Annotated in this window: 21 protein-coding genes; 12 read left to right on the top strand and 9 right to left on the bottom strand. The window is 36.9% G+C overall.

The annotated features are described in order from the left end of the window. The first annotated feature begins 87 nt into the window (after positions 1 to 87). The 4 genes from HQN83_RS06125 to folE all read left to right on the top strand — a co-directional run bounded on the left by HQN83_RS06125 (position 88) and on the right by folE (position 3,556). On the top strand, positions 88 to 1,701 hold the full coding sequence (locus HQN83_RS06125) for an IPT/TIG domain-containing protein (protein WP_173089443.1): 1,614 nt from the start codon (positions 88 to 90) through the stop codon (positions 1,699 to 1,701). A gap of 31 nt (positions 1,702 to 1,732) precedes the next feature. Next, positions 1,733 to 1,915 (top strand): hypothetical protein, encoded by a 183-nt coding sequence (locus tag HQN83_RS06130; RefSeq protein ID WP_173089444.1) that lies wholly within the window; start codon positions 1,733 to 1,735, stop codon positions 1,913 to 1,915. Then, entirely contained in the window at positions 1,915 to 2,568 is a 654-nt protein-coding gene (locus HQN83_RS06135) for a response regulator transcription factor (protein ID WP_173089445.1), read from the top strand. Before HQN83_RS06130 ends, HQN83_RS06135 begins: the two co-directional genes overlap by 1 nt. A 292-nt stretch (positions 2,569 to 2,860) precedes the next feature. Continuing rightward, positions 2,861 to 3,556 carry a GTP cyclohydrolase I FolE gene (gene folE, locus HQN83_RS06140; protein ID WP_173089446.1) on the top strand — a complete coding sequence of 232 codons (696 nt, stop codon included), beginning with the start codon at positions 2,861 to 2,863 and terminating at the stop codon, positions 3,554 to 3,556. Here the strand turns inward: folE and HQN83_RS06145 are convergent. Then, positions 3,539 to 5,350, bottom strand: coding sequence for an ATP-binding protein (locus tag HQN83_RS06145; RefSeq protein ID WP_173089447.1), 1,812 nt, complete (start codon positions 5,348 to 5,350; stop codon positions 3,539 to 3,541). The two genes, folE and HQN83_RS06145, sit on opposite strands and share 18 nt — an antisense overlap. A 258-nt stretch (positions 5,351 to 5,608) precedes the next feature. On the opposite strand from HQN83_RS06145, the gene HQN83_RS06150 reads away from it, so the two are divergent. The 5 genes from HQN83_RS06150 to HQN83_RS06170 are packed head-to-tail and all read left to right on the top strand — an operon-like array spanning position 5,609 to position 10,098. After that, positions 5,609 to 6,478, top strand: a complete 870-nt coding sequence (locus HQN83_RS06150) for a ThuA domain-containing protein (RefSeq protein WP_173089448.1) — start codon at positions 5,609 to 5,611, stop codon at positions 6,476 to 6,478. Positions 6,479 to 6,532: 54 nt separating this feature from the next. Next, on the top strand, positions 6,533 to 7,429 hold the full coding sequence (locus tag HQN83_RS06155; RefSeq protein ID WP_173089449.1) for a sugar phosphate isomerase/epimerase family protein: 897 nt from the start codon (positions 6,533 to 6,535) through the stop codon (positions 7,427 to 7,429). An 18-nt stretch (positions 7,430 to 7,447) separates the two neighbouring features. Continuing rightward, a complete protein-coding gene (locus HQN83_RS06160; protein WP_173089450.1) occupies positions 7,448 to 8,614 on the top strand; it encodes a mandelate racemase/muconate lactonizing enzyme family protein in 1,167 nt (388 codons plus the stop codon). 35 nt (positions 8,615 to 8,649) lie between these two features. Further along, complete coding sequence (locus tag HQN83_RS06165; RefSeq protein WP_173089451.1) at positions 8,650 to 9,135, top strand: VOC family protein; 486 nt, start codon at positions 8,650 to 8,652, stop codon at positions 9,133 to 9,135. A gap of 3 nt (positions 9,136 to 9,138) precedes the next feature. After that, complete coding sequence (locus HQN83_RS06170; protein WP_173089452.1) at positions 9,139 to 10,098, top strand: 2-hydroxyacid dehydrogenase; 960 nt, start codon at positions 9,139 to 9,141, stop codon at positions 10,096 to 10,098. A 339-nt stretch (positions 10,099 to 10,437) separates the two neighbouring features. On the opposite strand, the gene HQN83_RS06175 is transcribed toward HQN83_RS06170, so the two are convergent. Both HQN83_RS06175 and HQN83_RS06180 read right to left on the bottom strand, forming a co-directional pair. Then, positions 10,438 to 13,611 carry a PVC-type heme-binding CxxCH protein gene (locus tag HQN83_RS06175; protein ID WP_173089453.1) on the bottom strand — a complete coding sequence of 1,058 codons (3,174 nt, stop codon included), beginning with the start codon at positions 13,609 to 13,611 and terminating at the stop codon, positions 10,438 to 10,440. Between the two features lie 97 nt (positions 13,612 to 13,708). Continuing rightward, the gene (locus HQN83_RS06180) at positions 13,709 to 15,286 is read right to left on the bottom strand and encodes a TlpA disulfide reductase family protein (protein ID WP_173089454.1); all 1,578 of its coding nucleotides are present in this window, start codon (positions 15,284 to 15,286) and stop codon (positions 13,709 to 13,711) included. 159 nt (positions 15,287 to 15,445) lie between these two features. Here HQN83_RS06180 and HQN83_RS06185 point away from each other — a divergent pair, with 159 nt between their 5' ends. Continuing rightward, a complete protein-coding gene (locus HQN83_RS06185; RefSeq protein WP_173089455.1) occupies positions 15,446 to 16,399 on the top strand; it encodes a D-2-hydroxyacid dehydrogenase family protein in 954 nt (317 codons plus the stop codon). Here HQN83_RS06185 and HQN83_RS06190 read toward each other — a convergent pair. From HQN83_RS06190 to HQN83_RS06205, 4 genes are all read right to left on the bottom strand, one after another. Continuing rightward, positions 16,396 to 17,586: a DUF2252 domain-containing protein gene (locus tag HQN83_RS06190; protein ID WP_173089456.1), complete on the bottom strand. Its 1,191-nt coding sequence runs from the start codon at positions 17,584 to 17,586 to the stop codon at positions 16,396 to 16,398. The genes HQN83_RS06185 and HQN83_RS06190 overlap by 4 nt on opposite strands. 20 nt (positions 17,587 to 17,606) lie before the next feature. After that, positions 17,607 to 18,263: an MgtC/SapB family protein gene (locus HQN83_RS06195; protein WP_173089457.1), complete on the bottom strand. Its 657-nt coding sequence runs from the start codon at positions 18,261 to 18,263 to the stop codon at positions 17,607 to 17,609. A 64-nt stretch (positions 18,264 to 18,327) separates the two neighbouring features. Continuing rightward, complete coding sequence (locus HQN83_RS06200; RefSeq protein WP_173089458.1) at positions 18,328 to 19,263, bottom strand: NAD-dependent epimerase/dehydratase family protein; 936 nt, start codon at positions 19,261 to 19,263, stop codon at positions 18,328 to 18,330. Between the two features lie 89 nt (positions 19,264 to 19,352). Continuing rightward, on the bottom strand, positions 19,353 to 19,967 hold the full coding sequence (locus HQN83_RS06205; protein WP_173089459.1) for a Crp/Fnr family transcriptional regulator: 615 nt from the start codon (positions 19,965 to 19,967) through the stop codon (positions 19,353 to 19,355). A gap of 195 nt (positions 19,968 to 20,162) precedes the next feature. On the opposite strand from HQN83_RS06205, the gene HQN83_RS06210 reads away from it, so the two are divergent. Beyond that, complete coding sequence (locus HQN83_RS06210; protein WP_173089460.1) at positions 20,163 to 20,813, top strand: hypothetical protein; 651 nt, start codon at positions 20,163 to 20,165, stop codon at positions 20,811 to 20,813. On the opposite strand, the gene HQN83_RS06215 is transcribed toward HQN83_RS06210, so the two are convergent. Then, positions 20,810 to 21,298 (bottom strand): DinB family protein, encoded by a 489-nt coding sequence (locus tag HQN83_RS06215; protein ID WP_173089461.1) that lies wholly within the window; start codon positions 21,296 to 21,298, stop codon positions 20,810 to 20,812. The two genes, HQN83_RS06210 and HQN83_RS06215, sit on opposite strands and share 4 nt — an antisense overlap. A 25-nt stretch (positions 21,299 to 21,323) precedes the next feature. After that, a complete protein-coding gene (locus HQN83_RS06220; protein WP_173089462.1) occupies positions 21,324 to 21,575 on the bottom strand; it encodes a hypothetical protein in 252 nt (83 codons plus the stop codon). A gap of 108 nt (positions 21,576 to 21,683) precedes the next feature. On the opposite strand from HQN83_RS06220, the gene HQN83_RS06225 reads away from it, so the two are divergent. Further along, the gene (locus HQN83_RS06225) at positions 21,684 to 22,058 is read left to right on the top strand and encodes a nuclear transport factor 2 family protein (protein ID WP_173089463.1); all 375 of its coding nucleotides are present in this window, start codon (positions 21,684 to 21,686) and stop codon (positions 22,056 to 22,058) included.

Here is a 22,058-nt window from a genome sequence, read left to right on the forward strand (position 1 = left end):
TAGGTATATATACCTATCATTATTAGTATTCCTGCTTATTGTCAGATCATAGGTTACTTATCAATTTTGATAAGAAAATTAATGATCATGAAAACATCTTTATCAAACCTCTTAAAACTATTTATGATCCTGGTTATGATTACCGGGACTATGTATTCTTGTAAAAAAGAAAAAGCTGAAAATACTCAGCCGGATCCTCCACAAATTACAAATGTACAACCTAAAAACCCTCAACCCGGCGATGTTGTTACCATTACGGGATCAGGTTTTGGTAATGTAGCCACCAGTGTAAAGGTTGCTATTGGAACCACTGAAATAAACGTTACAAATGTTACAGCTACAGAGATTAAATTTAGTGTGCCAGAGAGCCTAAACCCAGGAGATTTAAAGGTAACCATTAACGGAAATGTAGTTGTTAATAAAGATCCTGACGGAAGTACCATAAATCCGAAGGTGCCAACTCCAACATTTACTGCAATGACACCTTTAAAAGGTAAAACCGGTGATGTGGTTACACTTACAGGGACTAACTTTAGTACGCGAATTAGCGATAATAAAGTGTTTTTTGCTACCAATACCGGCGGTACAGTGGTATTGGCAACTATTAAAACGGCAACCGCAACTACACTTACTGTAGAAGTGCCTGCAAATGCAATTACAGGTGGTATAAAAATTTCGGTTAATAGTATTGATGCTATTCCGGCAACTGGCTTCAATACTACTTTTACAATTACCCAGGGGGACGTAACGGGTGGCAGTAGTGTTGATTATATTCAGGTAGTATCTGGTGGTCTTAAATTCAGTAAAATAGCTTCGGCAGCAAAAGAAATAGGAACGATGTATCTGGATAAGGTAAAGAATATCATTTATTATACAGATTATAGTATCCTAAATCAGACCGGGACCACAATATATAAAGTAAATCTGGCAGGGGCTACAGGACCTGAGGTTTTAACTGCTGATACACGTTTATCGGCTATTCAAAAACTTACATCTGATGCTAATGGAAATGTTTATGCCCTAAAATACAATGGCGATCTGAGTTACAATGTTTATAAGATTAGTCAAGATGGCGCTACTGTAACCGAATTAGTAAAGGGGGTAACAACAACGGCCAATAAAACAAGTGCCTATTACTTTTTTGTCAATTCTAAAAATGAGATTTGTTTAAGACCGGATCTTAAATACACTTCAACAGGCGAACGGATAGTAGGTAGTTCGTCTTTAATAGGACTGCAAATGAAAGATGGGGGAGCCATACATATGGGAGGTGTTGCATACATGACGCAGACAACCACTAATGCAGATGAAGCTAATAAATGCAAATTTATTAAATGGAATTTGGAAACCGGAACTTATGCTGATACCGACTTTACTCTTCAGGCTTTATTTAATGCTGATGATGCTGAAAGATTCAGTACCAGCCAAAAAATAGGGTGGTTAAAATACGCTACAGACAATAATGATAACATGTATGTGATGCTTGATCACTCTTACATTGCAGGGTCTGTTCGTAAAACCTGGATGATACGGAAAACTAAAAATGGAAGTGGAACATCTGCATCATTAGGATCATTTGTTTTAAAGCTCCCGGCAGTAGATCTTAACGATTACAACTCTACTGTTGAGTTTGTTTCTGATGCAAGTGGTAACCTTTATTTTAAAGCAAATGCAAAAGATATTCTTAAAATAACTCAATAAGTAATTCGGATTTTTTAAGTATTTTCAAGGAATGATTAAGGCGCTTTCCACATTGGTTTTTATAGGTTTGTTTTTATATATGCCTACTTATACGTGGGCACAACAAAAAAAAGCTTCTTTACTGGAAGAACAGTTAAAGGAAGTAAATAACCTAAAGAATACCAATGCGGATAGCGCTTTTCTTGTTGTATCCAATTTAACTTCACCTAAATAATGGAAACAAATAAGCCTATTTCCATACTCATTGCCGATGACCATCAGATGGTGATTGATGGTTTATGCAGTATGTTACAAACCGAGCAAGAGTATTTGGTAACTGGACGTGCCAATAATGGCCAAGACGCCTTTGATATGATCGTAGCCAAGCCAGATCATTATAAAATTCTGCTTACTGACATAAGCATGCCATTGCTAACCGGCACAGAGCTCTGTAAAATGATTAAGAGCCAGTTTCCACACATTCAAGTACTCATACTTTCAATGTATAATAATGCTCAGGCTATTAAGGAAGCAATTATGGCTGAGGCTGATGGTTATATACTTAAAAACTCAGGAAAAGAGGAGCTGTTAACAGCTTTATATCGTATCACTAATGAAGGAACTTATTTTTCGCAGGATATAGTACCGGTTATTTACAATCAATACCAAAAACAAAAAATACAGGATGAAGCCTTAAGTCAACTTAGTCCAAGAGAAAAGGAAGTTCTTAAGTTGATCGTAAGTGAAAATACCAGTGAAGAAATAGCAGAGAAACTATTTATAAGTAAGAAAACTGTAGATAATCATCGTCAGCACCTGCTGGAAAAATGCAACTGTAAAAGCACGGTAGGTCTGGTTAAGTTTGCTATTAAAACAGGACTGGAATAGTTTCTAGAAAATAATGTAACCCTTTTTAATCAGGCTGTCTCTAATAGTTATTAAATGAAAATAATAAATCTTAGAAACATGAAAATGATTAAAACATTAGCGTTTTCCAGTATGATTGCGCTGGCATTGTCTGTAATTGTAGCATTCATGTAGTTATGAACGGCAAGATTAGAGTACAATAGTACCAAGATATTTCTTTAGGGTGGAAATAAAAAAGAGGCAATGTCGGTAATTTTAGATAACCTCTTTTTTATATTTGCCAATTCTTATTATCAATTAGTCATAATACCTTATGAAACAGAATGGAACTGCGTTGAACACAACGGACAATAACCTTTCTTTAACCGAGCTTGAAGATTTACTAGGCGAGCAACATATTGGTACCTCTTATGATACTCCCTTAAGAGCTGATGCTTTTGAATTAGGAGATCAGGACAAAATTAAGATTATTGCCAGGCATTTTAAGGAAATAATGGAAACACTTGGGCTTGATCTTACAGATGACAGTCTTAGTGGAACACCTGGTCGTGTTGCAAAAATGTTTGTGAAGGAGGTGTTTAGCGGCCTTAATCCGGCAAATAAACCACAGATTACTTTGTTTGATAATAAGTATCAATATAACCAGATGCTGGTCGAAAAAAATATAACGCTTTACTCAAATTGCGAGCATCACTTTGTGCCCATTATTGGTAAAGCGCATATTGCCTATATTTCTTCAGGAAAGGTTATTGGTTTGTCAAAGCTAAACCGGATAGTTCAATATTATGCGCAAAGACCACAGGTGCAAGAACGTTTAACAATTCAAATAGCTAATGAGTTAAAGACTATTTTGGAAACAGACGATGTAGCGGTGGTGATTGATGCGGTTCATTTATGTGTTTCATCAAGAGGAATAAAAGACATCAACAGTAGTACTGTAACGGCTGAGTATTCCGGCGCATTTTTGGAAAAGGCAACTAAGGATGAATTTTTACAATATCTTCGATAACTTTTTCGCTTCAATAGTTAGTTTTTTTAGCTTACTGTACAGATGTTCCGGATTAAACGGTTTTGGTAAGTAATCATTCATTCCGGCTTCTGTAACTTTTTCCATAACATTGTCATTCACTGTTGCAGTAAGTGCTATTATCGGTATGTTGGCTTTAACTTTATTATCCATTTTGCGTATTGCCAATGCTGTTTGATATCCATCCATTACAGGCATGTAAAGGTCCATTAGGATAATGTTGAAATCTTCTAACTCCATTTTTTGAAGTGCGACAGCGCCATTTTCTGCAATTATTGGTCGGATATTCCAACGTTCTAAAGTTTTTTTAATAACAAGGACATTTACAGGGTTATCTTCCGCAACCAGCACTCTGAGCTCGGCTAACTCGAAGCCTACATTTATCGATTTAGTAGAGGTTTGTGTTTTGGTAATTTGGTATTGAAAATCTATATCAAAAAAGAATTTCGTGCCAACCTGAGGGGCGCTAACTATGTTGATTTTACTATTAAACATGGTTAGAACCTTTTTAACAATAGGAAGACCAAGGCCAGTACCCCCATAATTTCTGTTTATACTGGTGGACGCTTGCATAAAAGGCTCAAAAATGTACTGTTGCTTTTGAAGATCAATGCCAATACCGCTATCCTCAATGATAAAACGGATGGTTATCTGACTTTCAGTTAAGTTTACCGTTTCTATTTGTAAGCTTACGAAACCGTGCTCTGTAAATTTTATTGCGTTATTTAGTAGGTTCAGTAACACCTGAGTCAATCTTGTTGGGTCACTAATTACGATCTTACCCCTTAAATCTTCAGTGATAGAAAGATTTAAATCAAGCATTTTTTCACGAGCACTCAATTTAAGGCTTGAGTAGTTGTTTTTTATAAGTTCAGTTAAGTTAAAAGGGATATTTTCTAACTCTGCTTTATTCGAATCGAATTTGTTGAAGTCGAGAACATCATTGATAAGTAACAATAAGTTCTCAGCGGAAAATTTAAGAACTGCTAAGTTCTCTTCCTGATCTTCTCTTGGATTTTGAAGTAATAATGCATTTGATATTCCAATTACACCATTTAAAGGAGTACGCAGTTCATGAGACATTGTAGATAGGAAATCCATTCGGGCATCAGATGTGTTTTTAAGATCTGATAGTGTTGTAGTAAGTTTGTTATTGAGTTCTTTAAGCTCATTTTTTGTAGATGTGAGCTTAAGAAAATTGCGATTAAAAGTCTTGAAAAAATAATAATGCATATAAATGACCCACAAAAAATTATATGCAGTTACAAAAAGATAAGTAACCTGCGTAACCTCATATGGCCCGTTTCCGATATAGAAGTAGGTTTTGTCGTCAATAGCAGTATAGATAAGTATTGGAATTACATTGATTGTTGAATAGAACCATCCCCATTTTAAGCCGTGCATAAAGAAGCTAAGTGCGCTTGCGAACCAGATAAGCTGTAATGTCTCTACATTAATGTTACGCACATAAAATAATATGTTACTCCATACTGCCAAAGTGAGGAATAAAAGAACAATATGTGAAGTGAATTTCCATGCCTGGGTATAATAAATAACTGAGAGGAGTAATGTACAAGCAATGAAAACAGCGCTTACTCTTACGAGATGTTGTGTTTCTCCTCCGAAATAATAAGCTGCGATTAATATTGCTGTATACGGTAGGTATAAAATCAGAATATAAGTTAGCATTTTAACACGAGCCTGATTTATAGAATCAGTTTCGCGTTGCACTAATTTGCTAACGAATAAATTAATAGATTGAAGTAATTGGAGCATAATTATCTTAAAACATGCAAATTAAAGATAATTATGCACAAAATGAACAGCGTTTAATGACTGCATAGTAAGGTACAAGCACAGAATGCATGCTTGGGCGTTTTTAATGCATTTCGACACGAACTTGTGACAGACGAATAGTGTTTTTTAACTTGGTTTTTGTTTTAATAATCATATTTTTGGTTAACCGTTAAATTAATTGCTTTCCGGGCTGACGCTTATCTAATTAGTCCATCTAACCAAAAAAATAAAACCACAATGAAAAATCTAAAGGGCATTATATGTTTAATTGCAACAAGCATATTGCTATTCAATTCGTTCTATTCTACTGCACAAAGTAAGAAGCAGAAGTCAAAAAAACCACTTGTAGTATTTGTTACCGGCGATCATGAATACAGTAGCGAAGCTACCATGCCGCTTATTGCTGCAGAACTAGAAAAAAACTACGGAATGCGCACTATCGTTCTGAAATCTTCACCTGATTATAAATCTGAAGAGAACATTCCAGGATTGGAAGCTTTAAAAGAAGCTGATTTGGCTGTATTCTATTTGCGCTGGAGGCGTTTACCTGAAGATCAGGTAAAATACATTGATGATTATTTAAAGTCTGGCAAGCCGGTAATGGGCTTCAGAACAACTACACATGCCTTTAATTATCCGGCAGGACATCCACTTGAAAAGTGGAATGCTTTCGGTGAATTTGCATTTGGAGCGCCTCCGGGATGGGGAAAAGGTGGTCACACGCATTATGGTCATAATTCTACCACTGATGTTTCTGTTATCCCCGCTGAGGCTAAACACCCAATTTTAACTGGTGTACCTAATAATTTCCATGCTGACTCATGGTTGTATCACGTATTGCCACATTATCCTGTAAAAGGATCTAAATGGTTGTTAATGGGTAAATCTGTTAATCCTGATAAGGCGGCAATTGATAATCCTGTTGCATGGACATGGAAAACAGCTGCTGGCGGAAGGTCATTTATGACTACACTTGGTCATCCGAAGGACTTTAATGAAGAGGGACTTCAAAGGCTTGTCATCAACGCTGTTCATTGGACTTTAAATAAACCTGTTCCAAAAAAATGGGCAGGTAAAATAGAAATGAACGTGCCTTACAGAGACTAATGGCACAATTCTGAAACACACTTTTAAACCAAATATTACCTTACTTAATTCTTTATGGAACTTTCAATACATAATTGGATGCGATCCGAAACGATAGAGACCACCATTCGCAGAGCATCCAGTCTTGGTTACACTAAACTTGAAATTGCAGGGAGTCCTGAACATTACGACACCAATCTGGTGCGAAAATTATTAAAAGAATATGGTCTATCCTGCTGGGGATCTGTTACTTTGATGCTTGAAGACCGTAATTTACTTGCTAAAGATGAAGCCCAGAGGGCAAAATCTGTGCAGTATGTAAAAGATGTAGTCCGCATGGTAAAAGAACTTGACGGTCATATGGTTTCCGTTGTACCTGGTACTGTCGGAAAAATAGTACCTGATGGAAGGCCAGAAGAAGAATGGCAATGGGCCGTTGATTCTTTAAAAGAGATTTACGAATACACAGAACAATCAGGAATATTAATTGGAATAGAGCCTATCAACCGGTTCGAAACCTATTTTATAAATAGAGGAGAACAGGCTTTGGCTTTGGCTCAGGCTGTTGGACCTAACTGTGGTGTTTGTCTGGATACTTTCCATATGAACATTGAGGAGATTGATATGTTCGAAACCATCAGGAAAGCAAAAGGAAAACTGATAGGATTTCATGTTGCTGATAACAACAGAATGGCACCGGGAATGGGTAATCTGAACTGGAGAAAAATAATAGATACACTTCACGAAATAGGATATAATGAAGTGCTTTCTGTTGAGTTCTGCTCTCCATTAGATCGCACACCTGCTAATCCTTATCCAAATTCTATTGATGAAAATCCGATAGATTTATCTCCAGAGCAAAAGAAATTTTTGGAAGATCATGGCAGTACTTCAGTTTCAGAAGAGTTTTATACCATGCTTACCAGGAAATCTTTTGACACCTTATCTCAACTTATTAATAACACAAATTAAACCACAAAATAAACCTAAATGAAAATAACAAATGTAGAAGCGTTTTGGTTGCGCTGTCCCATTCCGAAGGAAAAGCAACACTTTTCTGACTATGGTCTGCTAACCAATTTTGACATGACTCTTGTTGTGATTACAACAGAAGACGGCCTTCAAGGCTTCGGAGAGGCTAAAGCTGCCGTAGGGTCTTCTGGCGTATGTGCATCAATTGTAAGTTGCATAGAAAATGAGTTAAAGCCTATTTTAATGGGCAAAGACGCAAAAAATATAAATCGACTTTGGGAAGAAATGTATAATGGTACACGTGATCATTATGCGCTTAGCAGAGGCAGAAGATTTCCAATTCTTGGAAGGAGAGGGCTTACTGTATCCGCAATGAGTGGTATAGATACTGCTTTGTGGGATTTAAAAGGTAAGGCTTTGGGTGTTCCGGTGATGGATCTGTTAGGTGGCTCTTGCCGTGATCAGATGCCTGCTTATGCAAGCGGTGGTTGGGCTGATGCAGAAAACATTGGTGCGCAATTAAATGGTTATGTAGCTAAAGGATTTAATGCAGTAAAGATGCGTGTTGGTATTATGGATCAAACGGTTCAAAACAGTATCAATCGTGTAAAAGCTGCAAGAGAAGCTCTAGGACCAAATATTAAATTGATGGCTGATGCGCACGGAACTTTTAGTGTACCTGAAGCTAAACAATTTTGCAGAGGAGTAGAAGATTGTAACCTATACTGGTTTGAAGAACCTATTAGTCCTGACAACAGACATGGAACTGCAGAAGTAAGAGCTTCTACAGCTATTCCAATTGCAGCAGGGGAAAGCGAATATACTAGTTTTGATATCCGCGACTTACTTGAAGTAAGGGCACTAGATGTACTCCAGCCTGATGCCGCCATCATTGGTGGTATTTCAGAAACCATGCGTGTAGGTCATTTGGCAAGTGTTCATCAGCTTGAATTGGCTCCTCATTGCTGGGGTTCTGCCTTCTCTTTTATGGCTGGCCTAAATGTGGCTTTTGCATCTGCAGCAGCAACAATAATTGAGTTCTCTCTAGGTGGAAATCCAATGATGTATGACTTGGTAAAAGAGCAAATAGAGGTTAAAGATGGAGTAATTGGTGCTCCAACAGCACCTGGATTAGGATTAACTCCTAATTGGGATTTCGTAAAGGAATTCAAACAGACAATTTAAAATAGGTAATTAAATAGTATTAAAAATATTTAGATATGGCACGTGCAGTAAAAATTAATCACGTTACACTAATTGTAAACAACCTGGAAAAAGCAGGCGAATTCTATCAAAATGAACTAGGCTTAGAACCACTTGCAGCATTTAGGTTTGACTACCCGGTTATGTTTTTCAAATTTAATGATGAGCAACAATTGCATCTTTCTGAATGGGAAGATACTACTTCCTTCCGTGGACACATCTGTGTTCAGGTTGATGACTTTAACAGCATTTTCTTCCGTATGAAAGAACTTAATGTTATTGATGTAAAACCTTGGGGTAAGGTAAGACAGTTACCTGACGGTGCTATGCAAATGTTTGTGCGTGACCCAGCCGGTAATCTTGTAGAGATTTCTTCGACTCCGGGAGGTGACGTTGATCCATTGATATTTGAAGATGAGTTTTATGAAGAAGGCTTGTACATTTCGAATAGGAATGATTTTAGAGGGTATAGATCAGATGATGCCACTTTATATCATAAATAGCCAATGAAGAAAAACGTTTTATTGCTTGAAACGATTGCAGATGATGCATTAACGATTCTTGAGGAGCATGTAAATGTATTGACCGGATATGATGAGGCCTCTTTAATTGAGGTCTTGAAAAATCCTGAGATACATGCTGTTATAACCCGTGGGAAAGGACAGATAGATAAAGCATTAATGGAAGCCTGTCCGGCCTTACTCATAGCTGCAAGGTGTGGCGTTGGTTTGGATAATGTTGATGTTCAGGAAGCTACCAATAGAAATATTATGGTAATAAATGCTCCTGGCTCAAATGCAGCTACCATTGCGGAACATAGTTTGTCATTAATGTTGATGCTGATGCGCAATATGTATGAATCTGTTTCTCAGGTTAAACAGGATAACTGGAATTGGCGTAATCAATACGCTGGTGACGAGTTGAATGGGAAAACGCTTGGGATTTTGGGAATGGGAAATATTGGTAAACGTGTAGCTAAACTTGGCGAGGCTTTTGGAATGAATGTTCTGTACTGGAGCAGGTCTCCTCAGGATCTTCCATATACGTATTTATCAATGAATGAGGTATTACAGCAGTCAGATGTAGTTAGTCTTCATTTACCATTTACAAAGGAAACAGGAACAATAATAGGAGAGGAACAACTTGCTTTAATGAAGCCTAATTCTTTACTGATTAATACTGCCAGAGGCGCTCTTATTGATCATGAAGCTCTTTTAAAGGCGCTTAATGATAAAAAGATTTCTGGGTTTGCTGCTGATGTTTTACCTGAAGAACCTCCGGTTCCAGGTTTCCCGATCTTGCACCATTTAAGAGCATTGGTTACTCCGCATTCTGGTAGCCTTACAGCTTCAACATACAGACAGATGTGTGTGCTTACTGTAAAAAATGTAGTTGCCGTACTTAAAGGTGAAACCCATGATGCCAAAAGCATATTTAATTATAAAGCACTTAAAGAGCGCGTTTAAAAGGGCGAAATTAAGCTTATTAAAAAAGGAATGCCGGCAAAGCCGGCATTCCTTTTTTTTATTCGTCATTGGTAATTTACTTCAGAATCCCTCACTTACTATTTCTAGGGCTTGCCTGTGAGAGGTTCTGAAGTAAATTACCAATGACAGATTGTTTTTTAAACACTCTGCTAATGCGTTCGTCATGCCGCCGAAGGGCGGTATCTCGCACTAGCAAGGTTTCCTTTCTCTTGTGAGGTCCTGAAATAAATTCAGGATAACGATCGCTTAAACAATTGTCATTACCGCTTTTTTGTATTTTTTCCAATGCTAGGCTCTCAGAATGACGATTGATCAATACTACTTTTCTAAAGGATGTTGTTTTAACAATTCAGCAGGGGAATAAAATCCTGTTTTACTTTTGGTTGCATTTCTCACTTGTTTAACCTTGGCAGGAGATACCGCAGATGCCTGATTGCCAAATGAATTTCTTACATAAGTTAATACAGCAGCTACTTCTTCATCTTTTAGCATACCTCCAAAAGGAGTCATTGGGACCTGGCCAGCGTATTTTTTTCCTTTAACTTCAATTGGTCCTTGTAAACCTTTTAACACCAGTTTAATTAAACGATCCTGACTGCCAGTAACCCATGCTGATCCTGAAATTGGAGGGAAACCAGATGATGGTAAACCTTTTCCGTCTGCTTGGTGGCAGGTAATACAAAAGCCTTCTCTGGCAAATATTGCTTTCCCTTTTACATACAGATTTTTTTCAGTACCACTAAGTACTGTGGTAAGCTTTTCTTCTTTTTTCTCTCCAACCGATCTCCCGTTTAAGTGTGCTATAGCAGTTTCATAAGCAGGTTTCATCCAATCATCAAGAGGCTTTTTGCCTGCTTCCATCTCAATAGGTAATGCTATTTCCTTTGGTAACCATGATGCGGCCGCAATCACTTCAAGGCGAACCCTGCCATGCTCATCACTGGCAGCCTGCATTAATAAATCTGCCTGATCTGCTACTTGGTGCCCTGTATATCTTAATACCCTTACAGCAGCTGCTCTTGCATGAAAATCCTTTGCTTTTAACATCTGTTTAAGTAATTGTACATCTACTTTATTAAGTCCCCAGGTTACCCAAAGCGCTTCTAAAACGTTGTGCTCATATCTTGGGTCATTTTTATCCAATTTGGCTACCCATGATTTCACCTGAGGAAGAACATCTGCAGCTTTACGACCACGTAACTCAGATCGGGTACGTGAACGGGCTCTATCTTCCGGTAATTTAAGGTTGTCCAGTAATTCAGGAATACTTGCATCAGCAATTTTTGGTGCTTTTATCAAAGGACGAGAAGGGTAGGTGATTCTGTAGATCCGACCGTGTACATGATCCCTTAGCGGATCACGGGCATTGTGCTGCATGTGGCCAATCAAAATGTTATGCCAATCTGCAACATACAAAGAACCATCAGGTGCAAACTCCAAATCCACTGGTCTAAAGTTTTTATCTTCAGCTATCAGTAAATCCTGTCTGTGTTTGCTCTTATAACCAGTGCCTTCATCAACAAGAGTATGTTCTTTAGTGCCTAAGAAACCGATGGTGTTATTGATTAGAAAATCACCTTGCAGTTCTTCAGGAAAATGGCGACTGGAAACAAACTCCAAACCGGAAGTAGGACGAACACGGTGTTCAGGCTGAAGCAAATCTCTTGATTTCTCCGTAAATACACCATATCGTGGTTTTACAGAAACGGGTAACATCCAGCAAACATCAGGACTTGACGTTTCCGCATAGAAATTCTGTCCCCATTGGTCAAATGCAATACCCCATGGATTTGGAACGTATGGTTGGGCAGTACGTTCTAAAAGATGGCGCTGTGGACTGTAACGATAAAAACCACCATTAGTAGCTCTAACTGGGCCATAAGATGTTTCTACATTGGTGTGCAAGAATACACCTTCACCCATATATATAGCTCCAGAAGGGTCAGTGGTAAAGGCGTGGATATTATGATGGGTATCATGATCATCGAAACCACTCAAAAGAATTTCTCTTTTGTCAGCTTTACCGTCACCATCTGTGTCTTTTAAGAGCATAAAGTTTGTTCCCTGCGAAAGGTAAACCCCTTCGGCAGTAATTTCAAATCCTAGTGGAAGATGTAAGCCGTCAGCAAAAGTTGTTTGTTTGTCGGCTTTACCATCATTATCTGTATCTTCTAATATAATTAGCTTATCATTTGGTTTAGCATCCCCAGGTCTATAATGAGGATAGCTAGGCATTGTTGCCACCCATAGGCGACCTTTATTGTCGAAGGTGATTTGGCAAGGATTAGCCAGATCAGGGAACTCCTTTTCTGAAGCAAAAAGCTCTATTTTAAATCCTGGTGCTACTTTAAGTTTACTCAGTGCTTCCTGACCGTATAGATACCTCAAACTGCCATTGTTTCCTGGAGTATAATTGGTTTTGACTACAGGGGGAGGAGTTGTGTTTTTATCAGCAGCAACAAGATCCATTTTTTCGCCATTTATAGCCTTCCAAATAGCTGTATCTCTTATCGCTGTCATTTCGCGGAGCCTTTTAATTTCTGCAGGATAGTTATCTGGTCCGAATGGATCATATCTGCGCCCGTAAGCATGTACCCCATTTGGGATTTTAAAGTCATTATGCCAAGTCCAGTTTTTCTCATGAACAGCAGCATTAACAAGAGCTTTGTTTTTCTCTGATTTTATAGAAACTTTGCCAAAAATCTGATCGGCCAATAAAGGTGCAAAACGTGCGTACCCTTCATCACTTAGCTGTGAACCATCTATTGTGATAAACTTTTCAGATGAATCAAACCAATTCTTGGTAGGTGAATAGGCATCAACAAAATGTACATTATTCTTTGCTGTAATTTCTTTCATCGCATCTGCATATAGAGACAGGTTAATATTCTCCTGTTTTCCATTAGGCAAATCAAATTGTTTAGATAAATCTTCGAAAGCGATTGGTGAGACTATAGCAAGTTGTGGTGCAGAAATGCCATTGTACTGTTGTTTTAGTGTATGTTTTATAAAAGCATCAAGTTCAGCCTTATAGTTTTCCAGACCTTTTGGCCCTTCAAAAGATTCGTTATATCCAAAGAAAGCGATAACTACATCGGCTTTGAGTCTGGTAAGCCATTGATCTTCGGTTTCAAAATGTCCTTGACTATCTGAGTTATTAGCCAATTCAGTCTGAAATTTTTCGGCTCCAGGGAAAGCCCATGGAGAATTTCTGCTGGCATGTGGTCGGAAACCGGGAGTGTTTCCACCATCGCACATGTTTCTAATATAGAGGTTGAAGTCGGGATATCGTAAGTGCATCTCTGTTTCGAAATGTCCATAGTTTAGCATTCTTGAGCCCAGGTTGTTTCCTATAAGGACAATGTGTGCTCCCTTTTTTAATTGGAGGGAAGTTGTGTTTGGAGGGGTAAATTGCAGGGTTAAGAGCGCAATTACCACACCCGCCAAAATTGTAAGAGTAACATTAGTTCTCCTTTTTGCGAATCTGATCATTTAATAAAATATTATACCTAACAAATAATAAATATAACTTTAAGCTAAAGAACCTCACCGAACTTTATGTAACTTCTTTGTGGTATTTGTTCGCTATTTAAAGCTTATAATTATAAACTAATTCACTGATCATTAATTCAAGAGTTCTTTCATCAGACTGTCCGATCATAAACTTCGAATAAATAATTTTTCCATTCTGATCTATTAAATAATTACTAGGATAGCCCCATGATGTTAAATTGCCGAGATCGGCCTCTTTGTTATCTTTAAGGGCCTTAAAAGAATAGCCACTAGATTTCATAAAGGGAATGACGTAATCATCCTGCTCAGGCATCCCATTAATTCCGAGATAAACGATTTGATCTTTGCTGAATTTCTTTAACACATTTTCGAAGTGTGGAAATTCTGCTCTGCATGGGCCACAGCCAGGGAACCAGAAAGTCAATAATACTACTTTACCTTTAAAATCATTGAGAGATACTTTTTGTCCGGTTTGATATTCTAATAACGTAAATGGAGTTGCTGGTATGGCCTTAGCCATTCTATTTTTTGATATTTCCTGATCAATTTCTGCAGTATCTTTGCCTAATTTTATGCCATATTTCAATAGTAAAGTTCTTAATTTATCGGTTGGTTGGGCGCTATATTTTAGCGCAATAGTATCGTAAGCAGCTTGTGTTTGTCCTAGGAGATCGGCCAGTTCTGCCTTTGTAAGCAGTACTTTTTCAGCAGCATTAACAAAACTGAGACTAAAGTTGTCTGTTAATTTTATATTATTGAGGGCTTCATGAGCCTCATTGTATTTTTGAGCAGCCATAAGTTTTTTGAAATTGATAAAATCCTTAGCCACTTTAATTTTTTGCTTCCATTCCAGTGTATTCGTTTTAACAACAAATACCATATCTAATGCCAATTCAAGAGCTTTATCAGGTTGATTCGAATTGATTAACAAGGAGAAATAACCACTCATTGCATCTCTAAATGCCGGTGATTTGGACGTTGAAAACCTTTTATAAAGTTGGCTGTAATAGGCATTTTGTATACTTTCATCTTCCTCATTTCTGATTAGTAATGATAATGCTTTTGCGGCATTATCTTCAGTCGGGAATTTCAAGGCGACGTCTAGTAATAATGAATCAGATTTTGCCTTATTGGACCCTAAAAATGAATAGGCATAGTAAATTGCGTAATCAATATTCTTTGGATCTTTGTTTTTGGCATTCTTTAAATATTCAGATTCCAAATTTTTATCCCCCCAACGCATTGCATCAATTGCCAGCATATACCAGCATTCTGCTAAATCAGGGTTAACCTCAACCGCCTTTAGTAAATAATTTTTAGCATCTGGTTTTTCCATTCTGTAAAAATATTCACCTAGTACAAATGGAATTGTAGATGAGGAAGGAAAGCGTTTTATCCATTGATCATACTGATTTTTTAGAGAACTGAAATCAGATGTTCTTTTCATATCAAATGAACGACGAAATTCGTCAAGATACTCCTTATGAGCATTTAAGTTGTTAGGATTGGCCTCTACTGCTAATCTGAGCTTTTTTAAATTTGCCGGTTCTTTAATCTCCTTTGGAGGAGTATTTAATCCTGGAATACTAGCAGCTTCCTGAGCGAAACTTGAGATTGTAATTATTGATAATAAGAGCCCTAATTTAAATTTCATATGATTGTTTTAAAAAAGCAACATAAATCTACTTATAAAATATGTGTTTTTTTTAGTGGTTAAAGGACTGGTTTTATTACTTTCAAATCATAAGCCGTACCTGATTTATTCTTATTTTTAGATCAAACTCCTCTTTTCTCTTTATTAAAAATAACTAAAATGAAGACACTTCCTCAGATTGCAATATTAGATGATTATCAAAATGTAGCCCTTTCATTTGGCGACTGGTCTACTGTCCAAACAAAGGCCGAAATTACTATATTCAATCATCATATGACTTCACAAGAAGAGGTTGTGCGTACCCTTCAGCCATTTCAGGTTGTTTGTGTAATGCGAGAAAGAACACCATTGTCGAGAGAGATTTTATCAAATTTGCCTAACCTTAAACTTATTGTTTCTACGGGCAGGCGTAATGCTTCGATAGATACAGAAGCCGCCGAAGAATTGGGGATAGCCATTTCAATTACCGGTTATCATTCTAGTGGAGCTCCTGAGTTAACTTGGGCCTTGCTTCTTGCAGTGACAAGACATGTTGTTGCAGAATCTACTTCTTTACGCAAAGGTAATTGGCAAAGGGAAGTAGGAGTAGACCTTAAAGGTAAAACCATTGGGATTGTTGGCTTAGGAAACATTGGCAGCACAATAGCACGTTATGCAAAGGCGTTTGAAATGGAAGTAATTGCTTGGAGTGAAAACCTCACTTCAGAGAAGGCAAGCGAACAGGGGGCAAGATTGGTTAGTAAGGAGGAATTATTTAAAACTGCCGACTTTGTGACCTTACATTTAGTGTTAAGTCAACGTTCCAGAGATACAGTGACTTCATCAGAGCTTGATTTAATGAAGCCAACAGCTTATCTTATTAATACCTCAAGAGGACCGCTAATAAATGAAGAAGATTTGATTGAAGCATTGAAAAGTAAAAAAATAGCAGGGGCAGCATTAGATGTTTACGATATAGAACCTTTACCTACCGATCATCTTTTTAGAAAAATGGACATTGTACTTGCAACACCTCATATTGGCTATGTAACAGAAGATACATATCAAATATTTTATGAGGATACCATCAGTAGAATTGAAGAATGGCTATTTGCTGATAGTGGAATAAGTTAATGATCGAAAGCAGCCAAATATTGTTTGTAATCAAATGCTACTTGTGCTGCGTATTTTTTTGAATAAGCCAATAGGGACTTGTGCCATTTGTTATCGGCAGCAAAAGCAGTTAACTCATCATTAATAGCTGATCCCTGAATACCACTGCTACGTAATTGTGCTGACGCAGTCAAAATGGCCATGTCGGTTAATACATTTTTTAAATCTTTGAGATTGTTCGCAAGAAGTTCAAATTTGATTTTGTCTGCGTAAGGTTGCATTTCCTGCAACACATAATCATCCTCTTTAAATACTGTTGTACTTAATAAGGCGGGTGGTACATTTTGCATTCTGTATTTATTGGTTGCCATGCGTTGGGCATTAGAGTCCCAGTGTGGTTGAAGGGTTTTATTATATGGAGCAAGAGAAGATACCGTTTCCTGTTTAAGTTCAATAAGTAAAAAGGAGTCTTTATCTTTAATTCCTTGAAGTAGAAACATGTATCGTTTTAAACCTATGCTGCCGGTACCTGCAACACGGAATGCAGCATCTTTAGCTGTAAAATCATTTGACCAGGTCTTGGTGTTTTTTAACCAGGTATTTATGTGCAATATAAGTGCCTTTTTTAGTTTAGGTTTTATTTCAAAATGCAGAACATTATCAATCTTAATTTTTAGATTTTTTCGATTGGAATCCGTTACTTTTTTGATAAGATCCTTTTCAGTTCTTTTTTTTGCGTTATTTAGAAAAAGACGAATAGTTCCTTTAGCTGTTCTTGGGTCAACATAATAAGCCTTGCCTGTTTTTAGCGTTTCTGTATATTTATTTAAAAATAAAACGGCCATTTCATCAGCCAGAGTATCCTTAAGTTTAAGTGTGTTAAAGGCAACATAGATGCTGGTTAGTATTCTTGCTAGTTCCCAATTTAATGGAGCTAACATAGATTCATCAAAATCGTTTAAGTCAAAATAAACTAAACGATTATTACCTTTATAACTGCCGAAATTTTCAAGGTGCAGATCACCGGAAACCCAAACTGTTGGAGATGTCGGAAATTCCTTTGCTTGACAGATGTCTTCATAAAAAAGATGACAAGTACCCCTGTAAAAGCGAAAAGCATTTTCTTTCATAGCCTTATACTTCAATTGAACCATGTCTTGAAGTAAGGGAGTGTTGAATTTTGTAATTCTATCAATAATTGTACTCATGCACTTTATTTTATTTAAAATTACCAGTCAAAGGAATCTATAGTTTCCTGATTCAATAACCAATCATTAAACCCTTCTAATTTATTTTTTTTTCCTGTTACCTGAACTTCTAAAGTAATCTGGCTATCAGATGTTCGTGCTACTTTCAGGTTGTTGTATTTAAGACCAAATACTTTTAGTTGATGAGAAAGGGTAGTGCTTTCTTGTTTATTTTTAAAAATAATCACATAATCCCGATGCTGAAAACGATCATCTATCCAGAATTGGATATAATCCATAGCATATAAAATAAAAAGAGAAAGTGCAACTGAAATACCTGCTAAAGTAAATTCTCCAATGCCAATAAGCATGCCTATTGCAGCTGCAATCCAGATAGAGGCTGCTGTAGTAATGCCTGAAACGGTTATGTTATTGCGGAATATCACACCGGCACCTAAAAAACCTACACCGGTAATGATATTTGCGGCTATCCGATCTCGATTGTCAACAACACCTAAAAGGTAGGAGCAGATGGTAAATATTGTGGAGCCAAAACAAATTAATGCCAAGGTACGGAATCCTGCAGATTTGCCCCGAATCTCTCTCTCAAAACCAAGTATACTACCACTTAGTACCGATAAAAATATTTTTAATATTTCATCATTGTAGATATGAGCAGATAGAAATGTTTGATTCATATTAAAAGCAATTTAATCAAATTTTCTGATGAAATTACTGCTAACCAAATCAATCATATTACACTTATTTCGCTTTATACAAAGTTTCAGACATATACTTAATTCCCTCGCTATAGCTTGTCGGTTTTACACCAAATGCTTGCTCAAATTTTGAAGAATTGAAGTTGTAATCATGGTCATATTGATAATACATTTCTACAGTTCCGGCAACAACCTTTTTGAATAGCCCTACCAATTGAAGCATAAATTTATTGATGGTAGTGTAACTAGGTTTAATTCCATAAATATTGGCAGCGAGAGTGATAAACTCTTTTCCAGTAATTGGTGCAGCAGTAGGTAAATGCCAGATTTGATTTCCTGAATTAGGAGTTTGACCTAAAAGATACATTGCTTTACCGGTATCAGGTATGTAAGTGAAATTGTGTAACACTTTTGGATCCCCAATCCATTGGGCAGATGTCTTTTTTGCATATTTGTCAAGTACCATCATATCCAGAAAGCTATTCATGGAATCAGTTCCGTAAAAGTCGGCAGCTCTGGCGATAGTGCCTTGTATGTTTCCTGCTTTAACCTCATCCATAAGTTGAGTGGCTATTTGTGCTCTTACTTCTCCTTTTGCACTAATGGGGTTGTAGGGTGTGGTTTCAATCATAGGGCCTTTAACCAGGCCATACATATACACGTTATCGAAAAATATGAGTCTTGTCTGTGTTTCTTTGGCTGCATTGATCAGGTTTTGCATAATTATAGGCCATTGTTGTTGCCATATTGCTTTATCATAGATCAATCCCGCACACATGTAAACCACTGTAGAGCCTTTTACCGCCGTAAGTACCTCTTGGTAGTTTAATAGGTCGGCCTTTTGCCAGGTAACATTAGTACCTGTAATTTTTGCAGGTCTGCGACTTACTAACCTTATGGCTTCGTTAGGATTATGACTCAGTAGTTCTTGTGCAAGTGCGTTTGCTGTTGGTCCGCCGGCTCCTAATATAGTATGCATGTCTTTCTGTTTGTATGATACAAATGTAATAGGCGTTTGTAAACCAAAACGTTAACAAAAGATAAGAAATTGTTTAAGTCTGGTACTTGCTAAGCGAATACTAAAGTTCTTTTTCTAATCCGTGAAAGTGATACCGGCGTTATACCTAGGAAATTGGCAATATAGTGCTGAGGTACGCGTTGCATAATTTCTGGTTCTGTTTGCAGCATTATTAAGTAACGTTCTTCAGGTGTTTTAGTAATGAAAGAGGTAATCCTGTCTTCATAACAGCAGATATAATACTCGGCAACCAATCTGCCAAAACGTTCCATTTTGTATGCAAGTAGTGGGTTTTTTAGCATCAAATCCATGTTTTTACTCGAAATGATGATCAGTGCGGTTTTATCAAGTGCCTGTATATAACCAGTGCAGGGTTGTTGGGTAAGGTAACTTTTGTACGAGCTGACAAATTCATTCTCGAAGCTGAAATAACCGGTTATTTCAGTGCCATCTTTAATGTGGTAGTAGCGTACGGATCCATTTATGATAAAACCGATGTCGTCACAAACTTTGTCTTTAACCGAGAAATGGTCTTTCTTTTCAACTGTTTTATAGTTCAGGTAACTGATGAATTCAGTCCATTCGTTTTCATCAAAAGTGATAAACTGAGCTAATCCCTTGCGAAAGATATTTAGTGCTTCATTTGAAATGTTTGAACTGCTCATAAGAAGTAATTAAAGAATATGTATATAATTGTAATAGTAAAAATAAGGTTTTATTTGATTCTCTATCATATATGTTTTCTTTTACCTTTTCGAACAGTACATGTTCATTTTTGAACATGTACTGTTTCTCAGAGCCCTTTTAAGGCGGGAATATTCATTGGCATATCTCTTGATCTTACTTGAAAAACAAACGATATGAAAAAAACCAGTTTCCCAATAATGACTTTACTTTTAATTTTTCTGATTAGTGTAAAAGTGTCCGCTCAGAAAAGTGAAATTGTAGATATAACAAAGGTTACGAATACAGTAAATCGAACTATCAGTGTGAAAAGTGGATCTCAAAATCCCGTTTTACATGTAAACCCTAGTCCTGGTTCAGGATTGATCAAGATAAAACATCGTGATTTTCAAACAGGAGTGATCGAATTTGAAGTTAAAGGAGAAGATGTTTTTCAGAAAAGCTTTGTGGGATTTGCTTTTCATTTACAAAACGATACTACTTATGAGGCAATCTATTTTAGACCATTTAATTTTATGGCTGTTGATGAATTACGTAAAAAGCACGCAGTTCAATACATTTCCCTCCCAGGTAATGATTGGCCAGAATTGAGAGAATCTTTTCCGTTAAAATACGAACAGCCAATTGGGCAGAATACTAATCCAGTCGACTGGTTTAAGGTTCGAATTAAGGTAGGCCCAAAAATGATTGATGTTTATGTAAATGATAGTACTGAACCTTGTTTGGAAGTGGCTTCCTTGGGTAATCTAAATACAGGGAAAATAGCATTCTGGGTAGGGAACAATTCTGGAGGAGATTTTAGGAATCTAAAAATTTCCCGAGACTAATCGTTTTTTAGGTTTTCATTTGTTTGTAACAGTATTTTCTTAATCAGGGCAATTTGCCCCAGGTGGTAGTGAGTATGTTCAATAATTCCTTGAATGTTTCTGTAGTAAGTTCCGTACTTCTCATCTGTGAAATTTTCCCAAAGCATGTGCTCAGGCAGTTGTTCAATCAATAAAGTGAAAGCTTCAGCGTCTGCAAAGGTTTTAGCCAATAAGTTTTCCCAATCTGTTTGGGATAGAATTGGAGGGAGATCAAAACTATACTTGTCACTAGCTCGAAGTGGTTCTCCTTGTAATACCTTAAGAACTGCACTTATATAGTAATTTACATGATAAACAAGAGTAGCTATTGTATTGAAAGAATGCACATGTGTGGTGGCCTGGTGCCAGTTTACATCTGCCAAATTATCTTTAAGGTTTGATGTAGTCCAGTTTCCTCCAAAATGAACATCTCTTAAATGCTTTGCTAATTGTATTGTTAAATTCATTTTTTGTTTATTAGTGAGCCGTTAGTTAATGATTCAACGTAAATATAAAATCTGCTTCATCAGTATTACCAACATAAAATTTAATTGTTGTTTTTGGTGATTTGATTAGAGGAGCAATAGGAGCGATGATAGCAGAAAACTGTATTTTTAGTAAATCCATGTCGGTATCCTCCGGTACTCTTATTAGCAGATCACCCCCACTCGACCTAATTTTCCATTCTTTAAATTCTTCATCTTTTTGGAGCATTTGCTTCCATTCTTGCTGGTATTTACTCATTTTCAAAGTTTTGAATAAAGTTACATTTAAACTGCATTTGTTAGGTGTATTTTGCAAATACAATACAGGAAAAACCGGTAACTTTAATAGAATCAAATTCAAAAGGATATGAATACGCAAGAAGTAGCAAATAGATTAATACAGCTTTGTCGTGAAGGTAAAAACCTACAGGCTATCGATGAACTTTATGATGAAAACATCACTAGTAAAGAACCTAAGGGAACTCCAATGGAATTTACTGAAGGTAAGGATGCTGTTAAAGGGAAGACTGTTGAATGGGAAAATATGGTTGAAGAGTTGCATAGCGCAAGCATTTCTGAAGCACAAGTTGCAGAAGACTTTTTTACTGTTGTTATGGATATGGATGTGACCTATAAAGGGATGGGAAGAATGGCTATGAAAGAAATTGCTGTTTATGAAGTTAAAGATGGCAAAATAGTGGCCGAAGAGTTCTTTTATAAGATTCCGGTAATGGCTAACTAA

The sequence above is a fragment of the Pedobacter foliorum genome (genome assembly GCF_013266735.1).
Classification (GTDB): domain Bacteria; phylum Bacteroidota; class Bacteroidia; order Sphingobacteriales; family Sphingobacteriaceae; genus Pedobacter; species Pedobacter foliorum.

What these genes read in the sequence shown, in the direction of transcription:
- HQN83_RS06150 (WP_173089448.1), top strand. Translation starts at nt 5,609, where the DNA reads ATGAAAAATCTAAAGGGCATTATATGTTTAATTGCAACAAGCATATTG.
- HQN83_RS06125 (WP_173089443.1), top strand. Translation starts at nt 88, where the DNA reads ATGAAAACATCTTTATCAAACCTCTTAAAACTATTTATGATCCTGGTT.
- HQN83_RS06205 (WP_173089459.1), bottom strand. Translation starts at nt 19,967, where the DNA reads ATGAGCAGTTCAAACATTTCAAATGAAGCACTAAATATCTTTCGCAAG.
- HQN83_RS06175 (WP_173089453.1), bottom strand. Translation starts at nt 13,611, where the DNA reads ATGATCAGATTCGCAAAAAGGAGAACTAATGTTACTCTTACAATTTTG.
- HQN83_RS06160 (WP_173089450.1), top strand. Translation starts at nt 7,448, where the DNA reads ATGAAAATAACAAATGTAGAAGCGTTTTGGTTGCGCTGTCCCATTCCG.
- HQN83_RS06130 (WP_173089444.1), top strand. Translation starts at nt 1,733, where the DNA reads ATGATTAAGGCGCTTTCCACATTGGTTTTTATAGGTTTGTTTTTATAT.
- HQN83_RS06165 (WP_173089451.1), top strand. Translation starts at nt 8,650, where the DNA reads ATGGCACGTGCAGTAAAAATTAATCACGTTACACTAATTGTAAACAAC.
- HQN83_RS06135 (WP_173089445.1), top strand. Translation starts at nt 1,915, where the DNA reads ATGGAAACAAATAAGCCTATTTCCATACTCATTGCCGATGACCATCAG.
- HQN83_RS06155 (WP_173089449.1), top strand. Translation starts at nt 6,533, where the DNA reads ATGGAACTTTCAATACATAATTGGATGCGATCCGAAACGATAGAGACC.
- HQN83_RS06190 (WP_173089456.1), bottom strand. Translation starts at nt 17,586, where the DNA reads ATGAGTACAATTATTGATAGAATTACAAAATTCAACACTCCCTTACTT.
- folE (WP_173089446.1), top strand. Translation starts at nt 2,861, where the DNA reads ATGAAACAGAATGGAACTGCGTTGAACACAACGGACAATAACCTTTCT.
- HQN83_RS06195 (WP_173089457.1), bottom strand. Translation starts at nt 18,263, where the DNA reads ATGAATCAAACATTTCTATCTGCTCATATCTACAATGATGAAATATTA.
- HQN83_RS06210 (WP_173089460.1), top strand. Translation starts at nt 20,163, where the DNA reads ATGAAAAAAACCAGTTTCCCAATAATGACTTTACTTTTAATTTTTCTG.
- HQN83_RS06200 (WP_173089458.1), bottom strand. Translation starts at nt 19,263, where the DNA reads ATGCATACTATATTAGGAGCCGGCGGACCAACAGCAAACGCACTTGCA.
- HQN83_RS06225 (WP_173089463.1), top strand. Translation starts at nt 21,684, where the DNA reads ATGAATACGCAAGAAGTAGCAAATAGATTAATACAGCTTTGTCGTGAA.
- HQN83_RS06220 (WP_173089462.1), bottom strand. Translation starts at nt 21,575, where the DNA reads ATGAGTAAATACCAGCAAGAATGGAAGCAAATGCTCCAAAAAGATGAA.
- HQN83_RS06215 (WP_173089461.1), bottom strand. Translation starts at nt 21,298, where the DNA reads ATGAATTTAACAATACAATTAGCAAAGCATTTAAGAGATGTTCATTTT.
- HQN83_RS06170 (WP_173089452.1), top strand. Translation starts at nt 9,139, where the DNA reads ATGAAGAAAAACGTTTTATTGCTTGAAACGATTGCAGATGATGCATTA.
- HQN83_RS06145 (WP_173089447.1), bottom strand. Translation starts at nt 5,350, where the DNA reads ATGCTCCAATTACTTCAATCTATTAATTTATTCGTTAGCAAATTAGTG.
- HQN83_RS06180 (WP_173089454.1), bottom strand. Translation starts at nt 15,286, where the DNA reads ATGAAATTTAAATTAGGGCTCTTATTATCAATAATTACAATCTCAAGT.
- HQN83_RS06185 (WP_173089455.1), top strand. Translation starts at nt 15,446, where the DNA reads ATGAAGACACTTCCTCAGATTGCAATATTAGATGATTATCAAAATGTA.